This is a genomic window from Novosphingobium organovorum (assembly GCF_022832435.1).
GTDB classification, from domain to species: Bacteria; Pseudomonadota; Alphaproteobacteria; order Sphingomonadales; family Sphingomonadaceae; genus Novosphingobium; species Novosphingobium organovorum.
In genome coordinates, this window is sequence record NZ_JALHLF010000064.1 from 1 (window position 1) to 21,593 (window position 21,593).

Here is a 21,593-nt window from a genome sequence, read left to right on the forward strand (position 1 = left end):
CTCATAACCTGAAGGTCGTAGGTTCAAATCCTACCCCCGCAACCATTTTGCAGATTTTCACGCATCGCTAAAGACCCGTTCGCTTTGTGCCCAAAAGGCCAAAAGCCTCTCGTGCGCAACCGCTTGAGTGATGCGGCCGAGGCTGATAACGCAAGCTCTATGTCTAGCTGTGACCTGTGCGTTGTCCGGAACCGGGCAATCTGTGCTTCGCTTGATGCGAAGGAGCTCGAAGCCCTCAACGCGATCGGGCGCACGCGCAAGATCACGCCAGGCGAATCGCTGATCTGGGAAGGCGAGGATTCGGTCCTCGTGGCCAACGTCATCGAGGGCGTTCTCAAGCTGTCCACCAACACCGAGGATGGCCGCGAGCAGATCGTGGGCGTGGTCTATCCCTCCGACTTCATCGGCCGCCCGTTTGGCGGAACCAGTGGCCATGGCGTTACCGCGCTGACCGAAGCCAAGGTCTGCGTCTTTTCGCGCCGCGATTTCGACGCCTTCGCGCGCGAGCATCCCGCGCTCGAGCACAAGCTGCTTGAACGCACGCTGGGCGAACTGGACCGCACTCGGCGCTGGATGCTGCTGCTCGGGCGCAAGTCCGCGGCGGAGAAAATGGCGAGCTTCCTGCTCGAGATGACCGAGCGCCTGGGTGGGAACGGCTGCAAGCTCTCGTTCGAGAATCCGCTCCAGCGCCAGCTCACCCTGCCTTTCTCACGCCAGCAGATCGCCGACGTGCTGGGCCTCACCATTGAGACCGTCAGCCGTCAGTTCACCCGGCTCAAGAACGAGGGCATCATCGACCTGCCTTCGCGCCGTGATGTCATCATCCTCGACATGGAGGCGCTGGCCGCCGAAGCGGGCTGACGCGGGCGAGGATGCTCCTCGTCGTCTTGCCAGAGTACCCGATACAAAAAGGGGGAGCCTTGCGGCTCCCCCTTTTTTGTTTTGGCGGATCGATCCGGGGATCAGAAGCGGTAGCTTACGCCCGCGCTGAGCACCCAGGGGTCGAGGTTGTGCTTGGTCTCGAGCGCCAGCGTGCCGTCCTCGTAGAACTTGGCGGTGGGCTTGACGAAGTACTTCTTGGCGTCGAGCGAGAGGCCAAGGCCATTGTCGCCGATCGCGATGTCGACACCGCCCTGAATCACCCCGCCGAACGAATTCGACATCTTCACCTTGTCGACGCCGAGCGCGGCGGCCGTGGCGCCGGGCTTTTCATCGAGCACGAAGAACAGCGTGGGGCCTGCGCCGACATAGGGCTTGAACGGAGTGCCGGTGTCGAGGTGCGCCTTGAGCGTGAGCGTGGCGGGAAGGATCATGACGTGATCGACGAGATCCGCGCCGGCAAGCGCACCGGTGCCGCTGACGTGGTGCTGGGTGAGGCAGCAGATCGTTTCGACCGAGAAGGTCTTGTTGAAGAAGTATTCGACCGCGATGGTGGGCACGACGTTATTGTTGGCGTCGGTGTTGTAGGTGCCCGAATCGAGGCTGGCGAGTGTCGCGCCCAGCGTCGTGTCGGTGTCGACGCTCTTGACCTTGTCGATGCTGCCGCTGGCAAGAACCGCCGAACCGAGCACCTTGACCTGGATCTTGCCATCCTGGCTACCGGCGATCGCGGGCGTGGAAAGCGCGGTGGCGGCGGCCAGAGCGACGAGCGTGGTGATCTTGCGCATAATACATCTTCCTTGCCGCCGGGGCCGCACCATGCGTGTCCCCCCTCTTGAGCGGCTGCACGAGTGTCCTTCGACCAATTGCCGTTCACATGAATTGATCGCGCGCAAATTCGCGTATTTCTGCACTTTTTTAAGTGCCGGATCTTTTTGATCGTTATCAATGCTGGAAACACTGTTAGTCTCCATGGCGTTCGTCAGGTTCAGCTATATTCTCGAAAGAGGGGGCATATGGTAACGGTTCTCGCGCGGGCGGGCCTTTGGCTCGCCGTGCTCTTCCTTGCCGTCATCGGGGTCGCGCTTGCGGCCGACGGGGGGTTCGCCATCCAGATGGGGATCGTCGCGGTTGCGGCGCTTCTGGCCGTCTGGTTCACGATCAGCGGTGCGGACTACGCGGCTATTGCGCGCGGCGTGCTCAAGATGCCCGACCAGGGCAAGTACGACGATGATCCGATCCGCTGGGGCATGATCGCCACGGTGTTCTGGGGAGTCGTCGGCTTTGGCGCGGGGGTGTTCATCGCCTCGCAGCTCGCCTGGCCCTGGCTCAACATCGAGCCTTACCTCAACTTCAGCCGCCTGCGCCCGCTGCACACCTCGGCGGTGATTTTCGCGTTCGGGGGGAACGCGCTGATCGCCACGAGCTTTTACGTCGTGCAGCGAACCTGCCGGGCCCGCCTGGCCTTCCCTGGCCTGGCCCGCTTCGTGTTCTGGGGCTATCAGCTGTTCATCGTGCTGGCGGCGAGCGGCTATGTGCTGGGCATCAGCCAGGGCAAGGAATACGCCGAGCCCGAATGGTACGTCGACTGGTGGCTGACGATCGTGTGGGTGTGCTACCTGGCGGTCTTCGTCGGCACGATCATCAAGCGCAGCGAACCGCACATCTACGTTGCCAACTGGTTCTACCTCTCCTTCATCATCACCGTGGCGATGCTCCACGTCGTCAACAACCTCGACTGGCCGGTCAGCTTCGTCGGCTCGAAGAGCTACCCGGTCTTCGCGGGCGTGCAGGGCGCGCTGGTGCAGTGGTGGTACGGGCACAACGCGGTGGGCTTTTTCCTGACCGCCGGGTTCCTGGGCATGATGTACTACTTCGTGCCCAAGCAGGCCGAGCGTCCGGTCTATTCCTACCGCCTGTCGATCATTCACTTCTGGTCGCTGATCTTCCTCTACATCTGGGCGGGGCCGCACCACCTGCACTACACCGCGCTGCCCGACTGGGCGCAGACGCTGGGCATGGTCTTCTCGGTCATGCTGTGGATGCCGAGCTGGGGTGGCATGATCAACGGGTTGATGACGCTCAACGGCGCCTGGGACAAGATCCGCACCGACCCGATCGTGCGCATGATGGTCATGGCGCTGGCGTTCTACGGCATGAGCACGTTCGAAGGCCCGATGATGTCGATCAAGACGGTCAATTCGCTCTCGCACTACACCAACTGGACCATCGGCCACGTCCACTCGGGCGCGCTGGGCTGGAACGGCATGATCACCTTCGGCGCGATCTACTACCTCGTGCCGCGCCTGTGGGGACGTGAGCGGCTCTATTCGGTGCGCATGGTCAACTGGCACTTCTGGTGCGCGACGATCGGCATTGTGTTCTACGCCGCGAGCATGTGGGTTGCGGGTATCACGCAAGGCCTGATGTGGCGCGAATACGGCGCCGACGGCTACCTGGTGAACTCCTTCGCCGACGCCGTTGCCGCGATCCACCCGATGTACGTGCTGCGTACCTTCGGTGGCGCACTCTACCTGCTTGGCGGCGCGTTCATGGTCGTCAACGTTTGGAAGACCATTGCCGGGTCCCTGCGCGAGGAAGCGCCGCTCCACAACGCTGCCTACGATCCCGCCGCCGACAAGCCCATCGTGGCTGCGGCGAGCGCCCACTGACCGCGCTTGGGAAAGGACACAGACTCATGACTTCCATGACCGAGCGCCACAAGAAGCTCGAAAAGAACATCACCCTGCTCGGCGTCTTCGCCTTCCTGGCGGTGACCGTAGGCGGCATCGTCGAGATCGCGCCGCTGTTCTGGATCGACAACACGATCGAGAAGGTGGAGGGGATGCGCCCCTACACCCCGCTCGAACAGGCTGGCCGCGACATCTACGTGCGCGAGGGCTGCTACGTGTGCCACAGCCAGATGATCCGTCCCTTCCGCGACGAGGTCGAGCGCTATGGCCACTACAGCCTGGCTGCCGAATCGATGTACGACCACCCCTTCCAGTGGGGTTCGGAGCGCACCGGGCCGGATCTGGCGCGCGTGGGCAACCGCTATTCGGACAGCTGGCACGTCCAGCACCTGACCGACCCGCAGTCGGTCGTGCCCGAAAGCGTCATGCCCAAGTTCGGCTTCCTGGCGCAGAACGACCTCGAGGTGCACGACATCGCCGCCAACCTCACCGCGCTGCGCCACGTCGGGGTGCCCTACACCGACAAGGACATCCAGATGGCCGCCGCCGATCTCAAGGCGCAGGCCGATCCCGATGCCGATGCGGGCGATCTGCTCCAGCGCTACCCCAAGGCGCAGATCCGCGACTTCGACGGCAATCCCAAGCGCCTGACCGAGATGGACGCGCTCGTCGCCTATCTCCAGATGCTCGGCACCCTGGTCGACGTCAACGGCGCCTCCGCCCAGGAGGAACTCGCATCGGAGCACAGCCGATGATGAGCACGCACTCCACCTATGACCTGCTGCGGCACCTTGCCGACAGCTGGGGCCTTCTGGCCATGATGCTGGTGTTTGTCGTCCTGATCGCCTGGCCCTTCCGCAAGGGCGGACGAGGCCGCAGCGACGAAGCCGCCACCATGATCTTCAAGGACGAGAACGATGGCTGACACTCCCCAATCGCCGGCCGCCGCCGGCAGGCGCTTCGACGAAGCCACCCAGACCGAGACCGTGGGCCATGAATGGGACGGGATCGAGGAACTCAACACTCCGCTGCCGCGCTGGTGGCTATGGACCTTCTACGCCTGCATCGTCTTCGCGATCGGCTACACCATCGCTTACCCGGCCTGGCCGGGCATCCATTCGGCGACCAAGGGCGTGCTGGGCTGGAACAGCCGCGAGGAACTCAAGACCGAGACCGACGTCGCCGCCGCGGCGCGCGCCAAGGCGGTCGCGGGCCTGGCCGACCTGCCGATCGAGCAGCTGCCCCAGCATCCCGAACTGATGCGCGCGGCGGTGGCGGGCGGCGCGGCGGCCTTCAAGGTCAACTGCGTGCAGTGCCACGGCGCGGGCGCGGCGGGCTCCAAGGGCTATCCCAACCTCAACGACGACGACTGGCTGTGGGGCGGCGATCTCAAGACCATCGAGACCACGCTGATCCACGGCATCCGCCAGCCGGGCGACGATGAGACGCGCCAGTCGATGATGCCCAACTTCGGCACCGACGGCCTGCTCGACGCCGGGCAGATCAGCGACGTGGCGAGCTACGTGCTGAGCCTGTCGGGCAAGGAAAAGCCGAGCGGGGCGACCCAGCGCGGCGCCAAGGTCTTCGCCGAGAACTGCGCGGTGTGCCACGGCCCGCAGGCCAAGGGCACGCGCGAGATGGGCGCGCCCAACCTGTCGGACGCGATCTGGCTCGACGGCGGCACCAAGGCCGATCTCGTCGCGCAGATCACCCACCCGCACCACGGCGTGATGCCGGCCTGGGGCACCCGCCTCGATCCGGTGACGATCAAGATGCTTGCCGCCTACGTCCACTCGCTGGGCGGCGGTGAGGAATTCAAGGCGGCCGATGCCGCTCCGGCTCCCGAGGCCGAAGCGAGCGCGGCGAGCGTGGAGTAGAACCGACCAAGGACTGAACATCGGCCGGGGCGGCAAGGTCCCGGCCGAGCCTCGGGGATCGTCGCAACGGCCGCAGGCCGGGGTCCCCATCCGGGCCGCTCAGCCCCCCATGACCATGACGGGCGGACAACGGACATGAACAAGCCGGAACCGATCAAGACACAGGACCAGCCGCTGCAGCTCTACGCCAAGCGCGAGCCGGTCTTCAACCGCCGTATCGACGGCAAGTTTCGCCGCATCAAGTGGGCGATCATGGTGGCGTGCCTGGCGATCTACTGGGTGACGCCGTGGCTGCGCTGGAACCGCGGGCCCTATTCGCCCGATCAGGCGGTGCTGATCGATCTGGCGCACCGGCGCTTCTACATGTTCGGGATCGAGATCTGGCCGCACGAATTCTACTTCGTCGCCGGGCTGCTGATCATGGCGGGCATCGGGCTGTTCCTGGTGACGAGCGCGGTGGGCCGCGCGTGGTGCGGCTACGCCTGCCCGCAGACGGTGTGGACCGACCTGTTCCAGCACGTCGACCGGCTGATCGACGGCGATCGCAACGCGCGCTTCCGGCTCTACAAGGCACCCTGGGGCCCGGCCAAGATCGCCCGGCGGCTGCTCAAGTGGGGTATCTACCTTGCGATTTCCTTTGCCACGGGGGGCGCGTGGATCTTCTACTTTGCCGATGCGCCCACGCTGCACCACGAATTCTGGACCGGCACGGCGGCGCCTGTCGCCTACGGGACCGTGCTCGTGCTCACGCTCACCACCTTCGTGCTGGGCGGCTTCATGCGCGAACAGGTGTGCATCTACATGTGCCCCTGGCCGCGCATCCAGACCGCGATGCTCGATGAAAAGAGCCTGACCGTCACGTACAAGGACTGGCGCGGCGAAAAACGCGGCAGCCTCAAGAAGGCGCAGAAGAATCCCGGCGAATACGGCGACTGCATCGACTGCAACCAGTGCGTCGCGGTGTGCCCGACCGGCATCGACATCCGCGAGGGGCCGCAGATCGGCTGCATCACCTGTGGCCTGTGCATCGACGCCTGCGACCGCGTGATGGCCGAAACCGGCCGTCCGCGCGGGCTGATCGACTACGCCACGCTCGAGGATGCCGACAACGAAAAGGCGGGCCATCCCGCCACCCGCCACCTCAAGCTCATCTGGCGCCCGCGCACGGTGCTCTACTTCGTCGTCTGGGCCGGGATCGGGCTCGGGCTGCTGTTCATGCTGGGCACGCGCATCCACACCGACCTGACCGTGGCCAAGGACCGCAATCCGCCGTATATCCTGATGAGCGACGGTTCGGTGCGCAACGCCTACACGCTGCGCCTGCGCAACATGGAAGGGCGCCCGCGCGCGATGGAAATCGGTCTTGAGGGCCTGCCCGCCGCGCGCATCTGGAGCGAGGACATGGACCGCTCCGATGCTGCCCGCACGCTGCGCCGCACCGTCGCGGCGGACGAGACGCAGGCCTTGCGGGTCTACGTGGTGGCGCCCGAGGGGACCGCGAACCAGGATTTCGACTTTACGCTCCAGGCCATCGGCCAGGCGCGCGAACACGATGAGGCAAAGGCGCAGTTCGACGCGCGGGGAGACGAATGATGGCCCGTATGACCCCCGATGGCCGCCGCGTGGTGAAGCCCTTCACCGGGTGGCACATGACGCTGATCCTGGTGGCGGGCTTTACCGTCATCATCGCGGTCAACGTGCTCATGGCGACGTTCGCGGTGGATACTTTCGGGGGCATCGTGGTCGAGAATTCCTACGTCGCGAGCCAGAAGTTCAACGGCTGGCTCGATGAGGCGCGGCGCGAGAAGGCGCTGGGCTGGAAGCTTGCGGTGGCCCGGCGCAGCGACGGGCGGCTTGCCGTCACGCTCACCGGCGCGCCCGCCGACGCCCGGCTCGAAGCCGAGGCGCGCCACCCGCTCGGCCGCCTGCCCGACGTGCCGATGGCTTTCGCGCGTGATGCGGACGGCCTCTATGTCAGCGATGCGGTGCTGCCCGAGGGGCGCTGGACCCTGCGCCTGCGGGTCGATGACAAGGGCCAGCTGTGGCGCACCGAACGGACCGTGCTGTGAACGCACCTGCCACCGATCTGCACGCGCGCGAGCCCAAGCAAGATGCGGGTGACGCAGCCGCCGTCCAGACCCCTGCCGAAACTCTCGTCGACAGCCGCTTCACCGTGCCCGGCATGCGCTGTGCGGGGTGCATCGCCAAGGTCGAGCGCGGGCTCGGGGCGCTGCCTGGCGTCGCGGCGGCGCGGGTCAATTTCTCGGCCAAGCGGGTGGCGGTCAGCCATGCGCAGGCGCTGTCCGACGACGATCTGATCGAGGCGCTGCGCACGCTCGGCTTCGAGGCCGAGCGCGCCGGCGACAACCCGCTCGCGCGCGAGGATGGCGAGACCCGCGCGCTGGGCCGCGCGCTCGCCGTGGCGGGCTTTGGCATGATGAACGTCATGCTGCTCTCGGTCTCGGTCTGGTCGGGCGCCGATGCGGTCACCCGCGCGATGTTCCACTGGATCAGCGCGCTGATCGCGGTGCCGGTGATCGCCTACGCGGGCCGCCCGTTCTTCGCCTCGGCCGCGATGGCGCTGCGCTACCGGCGCACCAACATGGACGTGCCGATCACCATCGGGGTGCTGCTGGCCACCGGCATGAGCCTCTACGAGACCGCGACCGGAGGCCCGCACGCCTATTTCGATGGCGTGGTCATGCTGCTGTTCTTCCTCCTCGCCGGACGCATGCTCGATGCGATGATGCGCAGCCGCGCGCGCTCGGGCATTGCCGCGCTGCTGGGGCGCATGGGCAAGGGCGCGCATGTGCTCAACGCCGATGGCACGACACGCTACGTGCTTGCCGAAGGGCTGGCGCCGGGCATGGTGATGCTGGTTGCCGCGGGCGAATCGCTCGCCGCCGACGGGGTCATCGTCGCGGGTTACACCACCATCGATTCCGCGATGCTGACCGGCGAAAGCGATCCGCGCCCGGTGGGCGAGGGCGATACGATCCATGCCGGCATGGTGAACCTGGGCGATCCCGTGCGGGTCAAGGTCACCGCCGCGGCGCGCGACACCGCGCTCGCCGACATCGCGCGCCTGATGGACGAGGCAGGCCAGTCGCGCTCGCGCTACGTGCGCATCGCCGATCGCGCCTCGCGTTTTTACGCGCCCGCGGTTCACAGCCTGGCTTTGCTTGCCTTTCTCGGATGGCTGCTGGCGGGCGCCGTGCTCTATAAGGCGCTGCTGATCGCGGTTTCGGTGCTCATCATAACGTGCCCCTGCGCGCTCGGGCTTGCGGTGCCCGCGGCGCAGGTCGTCGCGGCGGGGGCGCTCATGCGCCGGGGCCTGCTGATCAAGGACGGGTCCGCGCTCGAACGTCTCGCCGAAGTTGACGAGGTGCTGTTCGACAAGACCGGGACGCTTACGCTGGGCGAGCCGCGCCCGCTTGATCTGGGCGTGCTGGACGAGGAGGGCGCGCGTATCGCGCTGGCGCTCGCGCAGGCCAGCCGCCACCCGCTCAGCCGGGGTCTTGCCAGCGCGCTGCGCGAAGCCGGTGTGGTTCCCGCCGCGCTCGAGGGGCTGCGCGAGGAAGCGGGTGAGGGGCTTCAGGCCCGTTTCGAGGGAACGCTCGTGGCGCTGCTGCGCCCCGAATTCGAAGTCGGGGGCCTTGCGGTGGACCTCGTTGTCGGCGCGGCGCGCACGCGCATCACCTTTGCCGATCCGCTGCGCCCCGACACGCGCCAGACGATTGCCGCCTTGCGCGAACAGGGGCTGGCCTGCTCCATCGTGTCGGGCGACCGTGAGGCGTCGGTGCGCCAGGTCGCGCAGGCGCTCGGCCTGTTCGCCACGCATTCGATGAAGCCGGCGGGCAAGCTTGCGCTGCTCGAGCGGCTCAAGCGCGCCGGACACCACCCGCTGATGGTCGGCGATGGTCTGAACGATGGGCCTGCACTCGCCGGGGCCCACGTTTCGATCGCGCCGGGCGGAGCCAGCGACGTGAGCCAGCAGGCGGCCGATGCCGTCTTCGTGGGGGCGGGGCTGATGCCCGTCGCGCTCGCGGTGCGCGCGGCGCGCCGCACGATGGCGGTGGTGCGCCAGAACTTCGCGCTGGCCTGCCTCTACAACGCGCTGGCGGTGCCGCTCGCGCTGGCCGGGCTCGTCACTCCGCTGATCGCGGCGCTGGCGATGTCGGCCAGTTCGCTGGTGGTGGTGGGCAATTCGCTGCGCCTGGCGCGCTGCGCGGGGAAGGCGGCTCGCGCGGGGAGCGCGGCTGGGGGCGGGGCATGACCATCCTGGGCTTTCTCATCCCGCTCGCGCTGTTGATGGGCCTGTGCGGACTTGGTGCGTTCTTCTGGGCGATGAAGAGCGGCCAGTTCGAGGATCTTGACGGCGCCGCCAACCGCATCCTGATCGACGAGGAAAACCCGGCCGATCCGGACGCGGCCACGGGGAAAACGGCGGGCCGCTTGCAAAAATAATCGATCAAGGTGCGCGCGACGCGCATGGCTTGATCGATCGCAATGAAGCCGCGCGGCGATTGCCCCAAACCGATCGGCATGTGGACATATCATCCCGATCTGCTGGCGGTCCCGGTGCCGCGCTACACCAGTTTTCCGACCGCCGCCGAATTCGGCGATGCGGTGGGCGAAGGCGACTTTACCGCCGCGCTCGATGCCCTCGAAGGGGCGGTCTCGCTATACGTCCATATCCCCTTTTGCGAAAAGATCTGCTGGTACTGCGGGTGCAACACCAGCGCCTCGAACCGCGCCGAGCGGGTGGCGAGCTATCTCGACGCGCTCCACCACGAGATCGCGCTGGTGGCCGAACGCATGCCGCAGGCCGCCTCAATCGGGCGTATCGCTTTTGGCGGGGGCAGTCCGAACGGCATTTCGCCGATCGATTTCGTGCGCATCGTTGACGCGCTCACGCTCCAGTTCGGGGTTTCGCGTCCGGTCATGTCGATCGAGCTTGACCCGCGCACCTTGGGCGAGGACTGGACTTCGGTGATCGGCGCGGTGGGGATCGACCGCGCGAGCCTTGGCGTGCAGACCTTCGCGCCCGCACTGCAGGAGGCGATCGGGCGCATCCAGCCCACGCGGATGATCGAGAATTCGACCGCGATGTTGCGCGCGGCGGGCGTGACCTCGCTCAATTTCGACCTGATGTACGGGCTGCCCGGCCAGACGATGGACGATCTGGAGGATTCGCTCGCGCAGACCGTCGCGCTCGGCGCGGATCGTATCGCGCTGTTCGGCTACGCGCACGTGCCCCACCTCATCGCGCGTCAGCGCAAGATCGATGCGAGCAACCTGCCCGATGCCGCGCAGCGCTTCGCGATGGCCGCCTTCGGCTACGACTACCTCGTCGATGCGGGCTATGTTCCGGTCGGCTTCGATCATTTCGCGCGGCCCGGCGACAGTCTCGCGCAGGCGACGCAGGCGGGCACGCTGCGGCGCAATTTCCAGGGTTTCACCGAGGATGCCTCGGACGTGCTGATCGGGCTTGGCGCTTCGGCGATCAGCGGCTTTCCCGGCCTTCTGGCGCAGAACGAGAAGAACACCGGGCGCTATCGCATGATGCTCTCGCAAGACCGCCTGCCCGCCAACCGCGGGGTGGTGCGCAGCGTCGAGGATCGCCGTCGTGGCCAGGTGATCGAGGATCTGCTGTGCCGGGGCCGGGCGCGGGTCCCGGTCGAATTTCGCGCCGAGGCGTTCGAACTGCTCGAACCCTATCGCGCGGCAGGGCTGTGCGCGAGCGACGGCGAGGATCTGGTGATCGCGCCGGGGGGATTGCCCTACGCCCGCTCGATCGCGGCGCGCTTTGACCCTTACCGCAAGGATTCGCTGCGGCGCTTCAGCTCGGCGGTGTGAAGGCGCCCTGGCGGGTGTCGAACTCGACCCCGAACAGGTTGCCCTGCGTCCAGCGGACCAGACCCCAGATTTCCTGACCATCCGCGAGCCGGGCGCGCACCACCGTTTCGGGATCGGGCGGCGCGCCGAGCGCGGCCGCGCTTAATCCGCGCGTGGAAATGTCGCGCACCATGACATGGATCGGCGCGCCATCGGCATCGGTGAGCGCAAAGCGCGCGCACTGGCGCTGGCGCCGCTCGCGCGGGATCGGGGTAGGCTTGAACCGTTTGTGTCCCATCCGGGGGAAGAACGGCAGACCGGCAAGTCGTTTAAGCGCGGCCCACAAGGTTTCGCAGAATAATCCGACGGCGCTTCAAGAAGCGAAATTCTCTTTTCGACAACACGTTTTGATGCCGATCAAAGCCACTCGCCCCCGCCTCTGCGAAACAGCACTTGCCGGTCGCGCACCGCAGCCTTTCTGGCCCGGTGCGTACCGCTTCTCCCCACCTTCGGGCGGCCCTACCTCGTGACGGGCCGCCTGTTTTTTTGCCTGTCGTATGCGCGATTTCCAGTGCGTTGGCTACAGTGTGACGAGAGTGTCGATCGCGACCCTGGCGTGCACCAGCGTGAGCGGGTGGGGGCGGTGCGAGACCAGCACGAGCCCGGACCCGGTGCGCTCGAGCCAGTCGCCCAGCCGTTCGACGAGGCGCGCTTCGGTGGCGGCATCAAGGCCTTCGGTCGGCTCGTCGAGCAGCAGCCAGGGCCGCCCGGCGAGCAGCGCACGGGCGAGCGAGAGACGCTTGCGTTCCCCGCCCGACAGCGGCGCACCGTCCTCGCCCAGCCGGGTGTCGAGGCCGTGGGGCAGACGGGCGATTCGCTCGTCGAGGCACGCGACGTGGAGCGCGGTGCGCATCGCGGTCTCGTCGAGTCCGGTATGGGCGAGCCGCAGGTTGTCGGCGATGCTTCCTGCCAGCAGCGGCGCGTCCTGCGCGCTCAGCGCGAAAAGCGCGCTGAGCTCGGCTTCGCAGCATTGGGCGAGCGCCCGTTCGCCGATGCGAATCGGCGCGGCGCTGGAGCGCAGGCCCGCGAGCGCTTCGAGGACGATCGTCTTGCCCGAGCCGGACGGGCCGGTCAGCGCGATCCGCGCGCCGGGGCCAAACGCCTGTGCGCCGAGATGGAGCGTGCTTGCGGACAGATTCACATCGATCGGCGCCGCCGGGGCGGGCGCGTCGAGCGCGAGCAGGTCTTCCAGCCGGCGCAGGCTTTCATCGACGCTCGCCTGGCGAAACGCGGTGCGCGCAAGCGCGGCAAGCCCTTCGACCGCCGCGCTTGCGGCGAGGATGGCGAGCGCGGCAAGCGCAGGGCCACGGCTGGCGGTGGCGAGCACCACGATCGCGGCGAGCGCGCCGTAGACGAGCTGGAAGGCGGCGATGGCGCCCTCGGCGCGGAACAGCCGCGCGCGCGCGGCATCGAGCCGGGCAACGGGGAGGGCGAGTTCGTCGAGCACGCGCGGGACGAGCCCGTAGGCGGCGATTTCGGCGCGGGCCTGCGCCATGTCGACATAACGGCTGCGAAGGTCGCCCAGCGCCTCGGCAGCCTCATGCGCGGGGGTGCGGGTCCAGCGGCGCGACAGCGCGCCGAGCGCGAAGGGAAACACGGCGAGCAGCAGCGCAAGGACGAGCGCACAAAGCCAGCCCGACAAGGCGGCGAGCGCGACGCCCGCGAGCGCGGCGGCGAGGCTGCCGGGGCGGGTGGGCTGGCGCACCACCAGATCCTCGAGCGCGTCGATGTCGCCGATCAGCCGGGCGCTGGCCTCACCGGCCGAAAGGTTGGGTGCGCTGCGGGTGTCCTGCATGGCGAGGCGGGCGAAGAGACGGCTGCGCACGTCGGCCATCGCGGTCAGCGCGGCCTTGTGCGAGAGCAGCCGCTCACCGTAGCGCGCCACGGTGCGGGTAATCGCGAGCAGGCGGATCGCGGCGCTCGGGATAAGGTAGTTGAAGGCCTGGACCGCCGCGAACCCGGCGGCTCCGGCAACCGCCGCGCCGGTCAGGAACCAGCCCGAGATGCCGAGCAGGAACAGCCCGCCAAGCGCGGCGGCGATGGCCGAGAGCGTTCCGGCGCGCAGGCTCGCGCGAAGCGCGCCGGTCGGGCGCACCATCTCGATCGGGGTCAGGCGTGCGGGGGCGCGGGTCTGCGGGCTCACAGCGCGATCTCCTGTTGGGCCAGCGCGGCAAGCGGGGCGTCGTGGGTGGCGACAAGCAGCGCGCGCTCGCTGGCAAGGTCGCACAGCAGCGCGGTGATCTGGGCGGCGCTGGCCGCGTCGAGATCGGCGGTAGGCTCGTCGCAGAGCATCAGCGGGCGGCCCGAGAGGATGGCGCGGGCAAGCCCGATGCGGCGGCGTTCCCCGCCCGAAAGGCCCGAGCCACGATGATCGATGGCGAGGTCCAGTCCGCCGCGCCGGGCGAGCACGGGATCGAGCCCGACGCGCGCGGCAACCGCGAGGATCGCCGCGTCCGTCGCACCGGGCGCGGCGAGCGCGATGTTCTCGCGCAGGGTTGCGGGCAACAGCAGCGGGCGCTGCGCGGCCCAGGCGATGTGCGCGGGATCGAGCGGGGCGCCGCGCGAATCGAGGATGGCTCCCGCGGCGGGCGCGATCTGTCCGGCGATCGCGGCGAGCGTGCTGGTCTTGCCGCTGCCGGTGGGGCCGGTCAGCGCGACGAGCCCCTGCGCGTCGAGCGCGAACGTCAGCGGGCCGATGGTCAGCGCGTCCCAGGCCAGGGTCAGCCCTTCGACGCGCAGGCCCGTGAAGGGCGCGGCCGGGGCGGGGGCTTCAGGGGCGTTGGGAGCCGGAGCGGTGGGCGTATAGGGCTCGAGCGCGGCCTTGGCGGCCTCACCCATCTGCTTTTCGTGGTAGGCCGCGGCGAGGCGGCGCATCGGCAGGTAGACTTCCGGGGCCATCGCCAGGGCAAAGAAGGCGCGCGCGAGGGTCAGCGGCTCGGGCGGGGTGAAGGGCAGCAGGCCCAGAAGCGCGAAGCCGCAGTAAACGGCGACTAGTGCAACGGCGATTGCAGAAAAAAATTCCAGCACCGCGCTCGACAGAAACGCCGCCCGCAGAACCGCCACAGTACGCTGTGCCACATCGTGTGTGGCGCTTTCGACCTGGCGCGCAATGCGCTCTTGCGCGGCGAAATGGCGGATGAGCGGCAGGTGGCGAATCCGGTCGACGAACAGGCCGGACAGCGCGGTGAGCGCTTCGAGCTGCCGTTCGGATGCCCGTCGCGCCGCGGTTCCGGCAAAAATCATCCCGATTATGAAGGGGATGAGCGTGCCAAGCAGGATCAGGGCGCAGACCCAGCTGGCCAGCGCGATCAGCCCGATGGCGAACAGCGGACCGAAAACCGCCGAAATCCGCGCCGGCAGGAAGCGCGCGCCGTGTTCCTCGATGGCGTGGACATGGTCGACTGCCAGCGCGGCGCTGGCCCCGGCGGTGAGCGGGCGGTCCAGGCGCCCGCCGAGCAGGTGCGCCATTATGTTTGTACGCCAAACGTTTGCGTCGCGCTGGGCGATCGGCATGGCCAGCGTGTGGACGAGCCCGACCGAGCCGGCGCGAAGCACGGCTCCGCTGGCCAGGGCCGCCAGCCAGGGAAGGGTGGTCTGGTGCGCGACGAGCGCGCTGACGCCGCCAGCCAGCCCGGCCGAAAACAGGGCGGCACCTACGATATCGAGAGCCCAGAAGTGCCCTGCCTTATTCGATTTCATAAATCTGCAACTATGTAAGTGATATTGACTTGACCGCCTTTGAGGCCTAGGCCGGGGGGTATTGAGTGCAAGCGCGTGACGCAAGCGCCACGTGAATGCCCGATACCCTCGTCGTTTGGGAATTGATTGTTATCAATGTCCAAACGGCCATTGGTCTCCAATGCGTTCGTCACGGATCGCTAGAAACTCAAAGGTGGCCCCCCAATGATCGACTTTGCCGTCGTCGAACTGTCACGTCTGCAGTTCGCGCTAACTGCTTTATACCATTTCCTTTTCGTCCCACTGACGCTCGGCATGTCGTTCATGCTGGTGATCATGGAGAGCGTCTATGTCCTGACCGGACGGGCGATCTGGCGCGACATCACGCGCTTCTGGTCCAAGCTGTTCGGGATCAACTTCGTCCTCGGTGTCGCCACCGGCCTCACCATGGAGTTCGAATTCGGCACCAACTGGTCCTACTACTCGCACTACGTGGGGGATATCTTCGGCGCGCCGCTGGCGATTGAAGGGCTGATGGCCTTCTTCCTCGAGGCGACGTTCGTCGGCCTGATGTTCTTCGGCTGGGATCGCCTGTCCAAGCGCGGGCACCTGCTCACGACCGTGATGGTCGCGCTCGGCTCGAACCTGTCGGCGCTGTGGATCCTGATCGCCAACGGCTGGATGCAGCACCCCGCGGGTGCCTCGTTCAACCCCGACACCATGCGCATGGAAGTGACGAGCTTCTTCGACGTGGTGTTCAACCCGGTGGCCCAGGCCAAGTTCGTTCACACCGTGAGCGCGGGCTACGTCTGCGCGAGCGTGTTCGTGCTGGGCGTGTCGTCCTACTACATGCTGCGCGGGCGTTTCGTCGAACTGGCGCGCCGCAGCTTCACTGTCGCGGCTGCGTTCGGGCTTGCCTCGTCCCTGTCGGTCGTCGTGCTGGGTGACGAGAGCGGCTATGCGCTGTCGGACAACCAGCAGATGAAGCTCGCCGCGATCGAGGGCATGTGGCACACCGAGGCCGCACCCGCTGGCCTTTCGGTGTTCGCGGTACCCTCGATGGGCAAGCGCGAGACGCTTTACGCAATCAAGGTGCCCTATCTCATGGGCCTGATCGGCACCCGCAGCCTGACCGGCCAGATCGAGGGTATCTACCCGCTGGTGGCCAAGGCCAAGCTGCGCATCGAAAACGGCCTCGTCGCTTATGACGCGGTCCAGAAGCTCAAGCTCGACCCCAAGAACACCGCCGCGCGCGCGCAGTGGGAAACCGCCAAGAACGATCTTGGCTACGCCATGCTGCTCAAGCGCTACGTCTCCGACCCGCGCAAGGCGGATGCGGTGATGATCGACAAGGCCGCCTGGGACACGGTGCCCGACGTGCCGGTGATCTTCTGGCTGTTCCGCGCCATGGCCGGTGTCGGCTTCGTGCTGGTCGCCTTCTTCGCCGCCGCCTTCGCCATCTCCTCGACCCGCGCTTTCGACAAGCGCTGGTTCCAGAGGCTGGCGCTGTTCGTCCTGCCTCTGCCCTGGATCGCGATCGAGTTCGGCTGGGTCGTTGCGGAATTCGGCCGTCAGCCCTGGGCGGTGGACGGGGTGCTCCCGACCTTCCTTGCGAACTCGAGCCTGACCGTCGCGCAGCTGTGGACCACGATCGTCGGTTTCACCCTGCTCTATGGCACAATGGCCGTGATCGAGGTGCGCTTGATGCTCCACTCGATCAAGAAGGGCCCCGAGCGCTACGTGCCGTGGCGCCCGGTCGCCGGCACCGCCGTCGAGCCCGGCATCGAAGGCCAGACCTTCACCGCCGTTCCCGCCGAATGATCCAGTAAGGACGAGAAAAATGCCTTTCGTACCTATCGATTACGAAACCCTGCGCCTGATCTGGTGGCTGCTGCTTGGCGTCCTGCTGATCGGCTTCGCGCTGACCGACGGGTTTGACCTGGGTGTCGCCGCGCTGCTGCCCTTCGTGGGCAAGAACGACCTCGAGCGCCGCCAGGTGATCAACACCATCGGGGCGACCTGGGAAGGAAACCAGGTCTGGTTCATCCTCGCGGGTGGCGCGATCTTCGCGGCCTGGCCGTTCGTCTATGCGGTGAGCTTCTCGGGGTTCTACCTTGCGATGTTCCTCGTGCTGGCCTCGTTCATCCTGCGCCCGGTGGGCTTCAAGTACCGCTCCAAGCGCCCCTCGCCCGCGTGGCGCACGCGCTGGGACTGGGCGCTGTTCGTGGGCGGTTTCGTGCCCGCGCTGGTGTTCGGCGTGGCGGTCGGCAACGTCCTGCTGGGCGCGCCGTTCCGGCTCGATAGCGACCTTCGCACCTTCTACGAAGGTTCGCTGCTGGGCCTGTTCAGCCCCTTCACGCTGCTGACCGGCCTGCTTTCGGTGGCGATGCTGGTGCTCCACGGCGCGGGCTGGCTCAGCCTCAAGCTCGAGGATGGCCCGGTGCTCGATCGTGCGATGCGCTTCGGCAAGATCGCCGCGGTGCTCTCGCTGGTGCTGTTCGTCGCGGGCGGGGTCTACGTGACCTACGGCGGCATGGGCTACCGCCTCGCCGGGGTGGCCGATCCGATGGGGCCCTCCAACCCGCACCTGACCGGCGCGGTGGCGGCTCCGGGCGCCTGGCTCGACAACTACTCCGCGCACCCCTGGATGATCCTGGCCCCGGTGCTCGGCCTGCTGGGTCCGATCGTCGCCTTCGCCGGGATCGCCGCGCGCCGTCACGTTACCTTCTTCACCGGCTCGACGCTGGCGACGGTGGGCATCATCGCGACGGTTGGTCTTTCGATGTTTCCGTTCATCCTGCCCAGCTCGATCGATCCCGCCTCGAGCCTGACCGCGTGGAACGCCTCGTCGAGCCAGGGCACGCTGTTCATCATGCTGATCTGCACCATCATCCTGCTGCCGATCGTGCTGCTCTACACCGCCTGGGCCTACAAGGTGATGTTCGGCCGCGTCAGCGATGCGGAAACCCGTCTCAACCCCGACTTCTACTGAGGAATTGAAACCATGTGGTATTTTGCCTGGATCCTGGGTGTCGGCCTGGCCGTGAGCTTCGGCGTCATCAACGGCGTGTGGCACGAGTTCCACTCCGACCAGAGCCAGAACCCGACCGTGCTGGACTGATCGGGCCTGTCCCATGACCGAAAAAGGCCGGTGGCATCACGCGATGCCACCGGCCTTTTGCTTTGGGGATGCCCCAGTGGACAACGGCCCTTTGAAATCCATTGAAAACAGCTGGCAACCGATGCCGTTCCTTGCTCATTATGGCTGATCGAGGAGGCACGAAAACGATGTCCGATACCCGCTTCGAAGTGCATGTGGAGCAGGGCACCTGGATTGCCCTGTGCGATCCCGACGAGGCGCTGCGCCAGGACCTTGGCGGGCAGCTGGGGGTCGACGTGCCGACGCTGCGCGCGCTGCGCGAGATCGAATCGACCAGCCGGCTGCGCTGCGTCGGGGACGCGCTCGTGATGACCGCGCCGCTTCTTACCGGCGGCAGCGAGGCGGGGCTGGAGGCCGATCCGGTCGATCTCGTGCCGACCGGCTTTGTGCTGCTGCCCGCCACGTTGCTGACGGTGCATTACGCTCCCTATCCCGCCTTCGCGCATATGCGCGCCGAGATCGAGGCGGGCGGGGACAGCGGTCCGGCCGCTGTGCTGGCGCACTTGCTCGAGGATGTGGTCGACCGCGCCGCCGACCAGCTTGAAACCGTGGCCGAGGCGGCGGCACAGGTCTCGCACACGATCTTCTACACCGATCTCAAGCGGCGCGGGCTCAAGCTCGAGACCCGGCTGCTCGAACGCACGATCATCCGCCTTGGCCGCGCGAGCGAGCGGGTGTCGCGGGTGCGCTCGATGTTCCTGAGCATCGGGCGCATGGCCAAGTACGTCATCGACCACTGCGAAAAGGGTGGGGAGAACGGGCGTGAGACTTGGCTCGATCCGCGCACCCGCGCGCGGTTCAAGGCGATCGCGCAGGACATCGCCTCGCTCGACGAATTCGAAGTCAGCCTGTCGGCGCGAATCCAGTTCCTGCTCGACGCGGCGACCAGCCTCATCAGCATCCGCCAGAACGACGTGACCAAGGTGCTGACGGTGGCCTCGGTGGTGGGCATTCCACCGGTCATGGTGGTGGGGGTCTACGGCATGAATTTTCACGCCATGCCCGAACTGTCCTGGCCCTGGGGCTACCCCTTCGCGCTGGCGCTCTGCGCGGTGAGCACGGTGGTTCCCTATGTGTGGTTCAAGCTGCGCAAATGGGTGTGAGCACGGCCTCGGACGGGCGCATCATTGCGGTGCGCCCTGTTCCTGACGTGCCTTGCGCCAGCGCTGGAAGGTCTTTTCCGAAATGCCGATCTCGCGGCAGCTCTCGACCACGCCCTTGCCGGTGGCGATGAGCGCGGCGATGGCCTGGCAGCGCGCGTCCTTGTCGGGGATCGCGCTCACGCAAGGCCTCCGCTCTTGGCCAGCATGTAGAGCGCGACGACGAAGATCATCACCGCAAAGACGGTCGACAGCGCGCCCTGGCCCGACAGCCGGCGTGCGGTGCGCGTGCCGATCAGCCCGCCGACGACCCCGCCCGCGATGAGGGCGCCGGCCAGCAGCCAGTCGACGAGGCCCGAAACCGCGTAGTTCGCCGCGGTGGTGAGCCCGAAGGCGGTCACCGCGATAAGGCTGGTGCCCACCGCGTTGATCATCGGCATCGAGGTCGAGGCGATCAGGCCGGGCACGATGAGAAAGCCCCCGCCGATCCCGAAAAAGCCCGAGAAGGCCCCCGTGCCCAGCCCGAAGCCGAGCACTTTCGGGGCGTTCTCGCGGTTGCACTGCGCGCCCGGAACCCCCGCGTTGCCCCGGCCCCGGATCATCAGCACGCCCACCGCGACCATCACCAGTGCGAACAGGAACAGCAGTTTCTGCCCGTCGATCGCCTTGCCCAGCGTCGAGCCGAGGAACGCGCCGAAGATCCCGGAAAAGGCGTACATCCCCCCGCAGCGCCACTTCACGGTGCCGCTGCGGGCGTGCTGGATGAGCCCGGTCGCGGCGTTGACGGCAACGGCAAAGGCGCTCGTGCCGATCGCCACATGGGGGCTGGGGACGCCGACGAAATAGACCATCAGCGGCACGGCGAGCACCGATCCTCCCCCGCCCACGAGGCCAAGCGTGAAGCCTACCAGAACGCCCGAGACGGCGCCGAGCAGGAGGTGGAGGGTATCGAGATGAGAAGGATCAAGCATGGTGCAAAGCCAGTCGGGAAAGGGGGGGCGGAACGGCAGGAGGAGGGGCAGGAGGAAGAGGAGGACGCTCAGAGCAGGGGCGCAGGCGGAACCAGCCATTCGCGGCCCTTGAGCATGCCGTGCCAGTAGATCGGGGGCAGCGCGTCGGCCTTGAGGTGCCAGGCGAGCCGCGAGGGGCGCGTGCCTTCGATCAGCCAGGTCGGCAGCGTGGGGGCGAGCGTGCCGCCGTAGGTGAATTCGGCCAGCACGATGTGCCCGCGATCGACCGTCAGCGGGCACGAGCCATAGCCGTCGTAGGAGGCTTCGGGTTCGCGCCGCGCAAGCGCGGCAAGGACGTTGACCGCGCAGACCGGGGCCTGCTTGCGCGCGGCGGCGGCGGTCTTGGCGTTGGGGGTGCTGCACCCGTCGCCAAGCCCGAAGACGTTGTGCCAGCGCGGATGGCGCAGCGTGTTGGGATCGACCGCGACGTAGCCTGCGGCATCGGCCAGGGGACTGTCGGCGATGACCGGGTTCGCCACCTGAGGGGGGACGACGTGGAGCATGTCGAAGCCGCGCGTGACCTCGCCCTTAGCCGTCTTGAAGGTGGCGCTGCGCGCCGCGCCGTCGACCGCGACGAGGGTCGAGCCGAAGTTGAGGTCGATGCCGTAGCGTTCGACCGCCCGCATCAGCGCGGGAACGTATTCGGCGACCCCGAACAGCACACCGCCGGCGTTGTGGAATTCGACCGTGAATTCCTCGAGCGCCTTGGATTTTTCCCATTCGCTGCAGGACAGGTACATCGCCTTTTGCGGGGCGCCGGCGCACTTGATCGGCATCGGCGGCTGGGTGAAAAGCGCGCGCTTGGGGCCGTGGCGCGCGGCCAGTTCGCGCACCAGCTGCCAGGTATAGGGCGCCAGATCGAAGCGGTAGTTCGACGTGACCCCGTTACGCCCGAGCGTCGCCTCGAGCCCCTCGATCGCCTCCCACGCCAGCCGGTTGCCCACCGCGACGACGAGCACGTCATAGGTCACGCTGGCGCCGCTTTGCGCGAGGTGGACGGTGTTGGCATCGGGATCGAAGCGCGCCGCGCCATCGCGGATCCAGGTCACGCCGCGCGGCATCACCGCGCGGGTCTTGCGCACGGTCGCGCCGGGCTTGAACACCCCGCCGCCGACCATCGTGAAGCCGGGCTGGTAGAAGTGGTTCTCGCTCGGCTCGATGATCGCGATGTCGAGCTTGCGGTTGCGCCGCAGCAGCGAGGCGGCGGTCGCGATGCCCGCCGAGCCGCCACCCACGATCACCACCTGGTGGTGCGCGGGGGCGCACAGGGGCGGCTCTTGCGCGGCGGCGCGGGGCAG

Annotated in this window: 21 protein-coding genes; 14 read left to right on the forward strand and 7 right to left on the reverse strand. The window is 67.3% G+C overall.

The window, feature by feature from the left end; translation table 11 throughout:
- Positions 1-159 precede the first annotated feature (159 nt).
- On the forward strand, positions 160-861 hold the full coding sequence (locus MTR62_RS14335; RefSeq protein WP_244022074.1) for a Crp/Fnr family transcriptional regulator: 702 nt from the start codon (positions 160-162) through the stop codon (positions 859-861).
- Positions 862-962: 101 nt separating this feature from the next.
- Here the strand turns inward: MTR62_RS14335 and MTR62_RS14340 are convergent, their stop codons facing one another.
- The gene (locus MTR62_RS14340) at positions 963-1,667 is read right to left on the reverse strand and encodes an OmpW/AlkL family protein (protein WP_244022076.1); all 705 of its coding nucleotides are present in this window, start codon (positions 1,665-1,667) and stop codon (positions 963-965) included.
- Between the two features lie 228 nt (positions 1,668-1,895).
- Here MTR62_RS14340 and ccoN point away from each other — a divergent pair, with 228 nt between their 5' ends.
- The 9 genes from ccoN (at position 1,896) to hemN (ending at position 11,308) form a co-directional block, all read left to right on the forward strand.
- A complete protein-coding gene (gene ccoN / locus MTR62_RS14345; protein ID WP_244022078.1) occupies positions 1,896-3,551 on the forward strand; it encodes a cytochrome-c oxidase, cbb3-type subunit I in 1,656 nt (551 codons plus the stop codon).
- A 26-nt stretch (positions 3,552-3,577) separates the two neighbouring features.
- Complete coding sequence (ccoO, locus tag MTR62_RS14350; RefSeq protein WP_244022088.1) at positions 3,578-4,327, forward strand: cytochrome-c oxidase, cbb3-type subunit II; 750 nt, start codon at positions 3,578-3,580, stop codon at positions 4,325-4,327.
- Entirely contained in the window at positions 4,327-4,497 is a 171-nt protein-coding gene (locus MTR62_RS14355; RefSeq protein ID WP_244022141.1) for a cbb3-type cytochrome c oxidase subunit 3, read from the forward strand. Before ccoO ends, MTR62_RS14355 begins: the two co-directional genes overlap by 1 nt.
- On the forward strand, positions 4,490-5,449 hold the full coding sequence (gene ccoP / locus MTR62_RS14360; RefSeq protein WP_244022096.1) for a cytochrome-c oxidase, cbb3-type subunit III: 960 nt from the start codon (positions 4,490-4,492) through the stop codon (positions 5,447-5,449). The genes MTR62_RS14355 and ccoP overlap by 8 nt, the downstream gene beginning before the upstream one ends.
- A gap of 135 nt (positions 5,450-5,584) precedes the next feature.
- A complete protein-coding gene (ccoG, locus tag MTR62_RS14365; RefSeq protein ID WP_244022106.1) occupies positions 5,585-7,042 on the forward strand; it encodes a cytochrome c oxidase accessory protein CcoG in 1,458 nt (485 codons plus the stop codon).
- Positions 7,042-7,518 (forward strand): FixH family protein, encoded by a 477-nt coding sequence (locus MTR62_RS14370; RefSeq protein ID WP_244022109.1) that lies wholly within the window; start codon positions 7,042-7,044, stop codon positions 7,516-7,518. The genes ccoG and MTR62_RS14370 overlap by 1 nt, the downstream gene beginning before the upstream one ends.
- 104 nt (positions 7,519-7,622) lie before the next feature.
- Positions 7,623-9,725 (forward strand): heavy metal translocating P-type ATPase, encoded by a 2,103-nt coding sequence (locus MTR62_RS14375; protein WP_327194415.1) that lies wholly within the window; start codon positions 7,623-7,625, stop codon positions 9,723-9,725.
- Complete coding sequence (ccoS, locus tag MTR62_RS14380; RefSeq protein ID WP_244022119.1) at positions 9,722-9,916, forward strand: cbb3-type cytochrome oxidase assembly protein CcoS; 195 nt, start codon at positions 9,722-9,724, stop codon at positions 9,914-9,916. The genes MTR62_RS14375 and ccoS overlap by 4 nt, the downstream gene beginning before the upstream one ends.
- A gap of 78 nt (positions 9,917-9,994) precedes the next feature.
- Positions 9,995-11,308 (forward strand): oxygen-independent coproporphyrinogen III oxidase, encoded by a 1,314-nt coding sequence (gene hemN / locus MTR62_RS14385; protein ID WP_244022121.1) that lies wholly within the window; start codon positions 9,995-9,997, stop codon positions 11,306-11,308.
- Here hemN and MTR62_RS14390 read toward each other — a convergent pair.
- From MTR62_RS14390 to MTR62_RS14400, 3 genes are all read right to left on the reverse strand, one after another.
- Positions 11,292-11,585, reverse strand: coding sequence for a histidine kinase (locus MTR62_RS14390; protein WP_244022123.1), 294 nt, complete (start codon positions 11,583-11,585; stop codon positions 11,292-11,294). The two genes, hemN and MTR62_RS14390, sit on opposite strands and share 17 nt — an antisense overlap.
- A gap of 282 nt (positions 11,586-11,867) precedes the next feature.
- The gene (locus MTR62_RS14395) at positions 11,868-13,460 is read right to left on the reverse strand and encodes an amino acid ABC transporter ATP-binding/permease protein (protein WP_407672689.1); all 1,593 of its coding nucleotides are present in this window, start codon (positions 13,458-13,460) and stop codon (positions 11,868-11,870) included.
- A gap of 26 nt (positions 13,461-13,486) precedes the next feature.
- Positions 13,487-15,046 (reverse strand): ABC transporter ATP-binding protein/permease, encoded by a 1,560-nt coding sequence (locus MTR62_RS14400; RefSeq protein ID WP_244022127.1) that lies wholly within the window; start codon positions 15,044-15,046, stop codon positions 13,487-13,489.
- A gap of 207 nt (positions 15,047-15,253) precedes the next feature.
- Here MTR62_RS14400 and MTR62_RS14405 point away from each other — a divergent pair, with 207 nt between their 5' ends.
- The 4 genes from MTR62_RS14405 to MTR62_RS14420 all read left to right on the forward strand — a co-directional run bounded on the left by MTR62_RS14405 (position 15,254) and on the right by MTR62_RS14420 (position 19,288).
- On the forward strand, positions 15,254-16,846 hold the full coding sequence (locus tag MTR62_RS14405; protein WP_244022146.1) for a cytochrome ubiquinol oxidase subunit I: 1,593 nt from the start codon (positions 15,254-15,256) through the stop codon (positions 16,844-16,846).
- 19 nt (positions 16,847-16,865) lie between these two features.
- Positions 16,866-18,017: a cytochrome d ubiquinol oxidase subunit II gene (cydB, locus tag MTR62_RS14410; protein WP_244022129.1), complete on the forward strand. Its 1,152-nt coding sequence runs from the start codon at positions 16,866-16,868 to the stop codon at positions 18,015-18,017.
- Positions 18,018-18,029: 12 nt separating this feature from the next.
- Complete coding sequence (gene cydX, locus MTR62_RS14415) at positions 18,030-18,146, forward strand: cytochrome bd-I oxidase subunit CydX (protein WP_244022131.1); 117 nt, start codon at positions 18,030-18,032, stop codon at positions 18,144-18,146.
- A 167-nt stretch (positions 18,147-18,313) separates the two neighbouring features.
- Positions 18,314-19,288, forward strand: a complete 975-nt coding sequence (locus MTR62_RS14420) for a CorA family divalent cation transporter (protein ID WP_244022133.1) — start codon at positions 18,314-18,316, stop codon at positions 19,286-19,288.
- A gap of 21 nt (positions 19,289-19,309) precedes the next feature.
- On the opposite strand, the gene MTR62_RS14425 is transcribed toward MTR62_RS14420, so the two are convergent.
- From MTR62_RS14425 to MTR62_RS14435, 3 genes are all read right to left on the reverse strand, one after another.
- Complete coding sequence (locus tag MTR62_RS14425) at positions 19,310-19,468, reverse strand: helix-turn-helix domain-containing protein (RefSeq protein WP_244022135.1); 159 nt, start codon at positions 19,466-19,468, stop codon at positions 19,310-19,312.
- Entirely contained in the window at positions 19,465-20,256 is a 792-nt protein-coding gene (locus tag MTR62_RS14430) for a sulfite exporter TauE/SafE family protein (protein ID WP_244022137.1), read from the reverse strand. The genes MTR62_RS14425 and MTR62_RS14430 overlap by 4 nt, the downstream gene beginning before the upstream one ends.
- A 68-nt stretch (positions 20,257-20,324) precedes the next feature.
- The coding region (locus tag MTR62_RS14435; protein WP_407672688.1) for an NAD(P)/FAD-dependent oxidoreductase at positions 20,325-21,593 on the reverse strand (1,269 nt) is incomplete at its 5' end.

Bases quoted from the DNA above. Each gene is read 5' to 3' on its own strand.
- MTR62_RS14420 (WP_244022133.1), top strand. From the start codon at position 18,314: ATGTCCGATACCCGCTTCGAAGTGCATGTGGAGCAGGGCACCTGGATT.
- ccoO (WP_244022088.1), top strand. From the start codon at position 3,578: ATGACTTCCATGACCGAGCGCCACAAGAAGCTCGAAAAGAACATCACC.
- cydB (WP_244022129.1), top strand. From the start codon at position 16,866: ATGCCTTTCGTACCTATCGATTACGAAACCCTGCGCCTGATCTGGTGG.
- MTR62_RS14400 (WP_244022127.1), bottom strand. From the start codon at position 15,046: ATGAAATCGAATAAGGCAGGGCACTTCTGGGCTCTCGATATCGTAGGT.
- ccoN (WP_244022078.1), top strand. From the start codon at position 1,896: ATGGTAACGGTTCTCGCGCGGGCGGGCCTTTGGCTCGCCGTGCTCTTC.
- hemN (WP_244022121.1), top strand. From the start codon at position 9,995: ATGTGGACATATCATCCCGATCTGCTGGCGGTCCCGGTGCCGCGCTAC.
- MTR62_RS14390 (WP_244022123.1), bottom strand. From the start codon at position 11,585: ATGGGACACAAACGGTTCAAGCCTACCCCGATCCCGCGCGAGCGGCGC.
- MTR62_RS14355 (WP_244022141.1), top strand. From the start codon at position 4,327: ATGAGCACGCACTCCACCTATGACCTGCTGCGGCACCTTGCCGACAGC.
- ccoS (WP_244022119.1), top strand. From the start codon at position 9,722: ATGACCATCCTGGGCTTTCTCATCCCGCTCGCGCTGTTGATGGGCCTG.
- ccoG (WP_244022106.1), top strand. From the start codon at position 5,585: ATGAACAAGCCGGAACCGATCAAGACACAGGACCAGCCGCTGCAGCTC.
- MTR62_RS14430 (WP_244022137.1), bottom strand. From the start codon at position 20,256: ATGCTTGATCCTTCTCATCTCGATACCCTCCACCTCCTGCTCGGCGCC.
- MTR62_RS14370 (WP_244022109.1), top strand. From the start codon at position 7,042: ATGGCCCGTATGACCCCCGATGGCCGCCGCGTGGTGAAGCCCTTCACC.
- MTR62_RS14335 (WP_244022074.1), top strand. From the start codon at position 160: ATGTCTAGCTGTGACCTGTGCGTTGTCCGGAACCGGGCAATCTGTGCT.
- ccoP (WP_244022096.1), top strand. From the start codon at position 4,490: ATGGCTGACACTCCCCAATCGCCGGCCGCCGCCGGCAGGCGCTTCGAC.
- MTR62_RS14340 (WP_244022076.1), bottom strand. From the start codon at position 1,667: ATGCGCAAGATCACCACGCTCGTCGCTCTGGCCGCCGCCACCGCGCTT.
- cydX (WP_244022131.1), top strand. From the start codon at position 18,030: ATGTGGTATTTTGCCTGGATCCTGGGTGTCGGCCTGGCCGTGAGCTTC.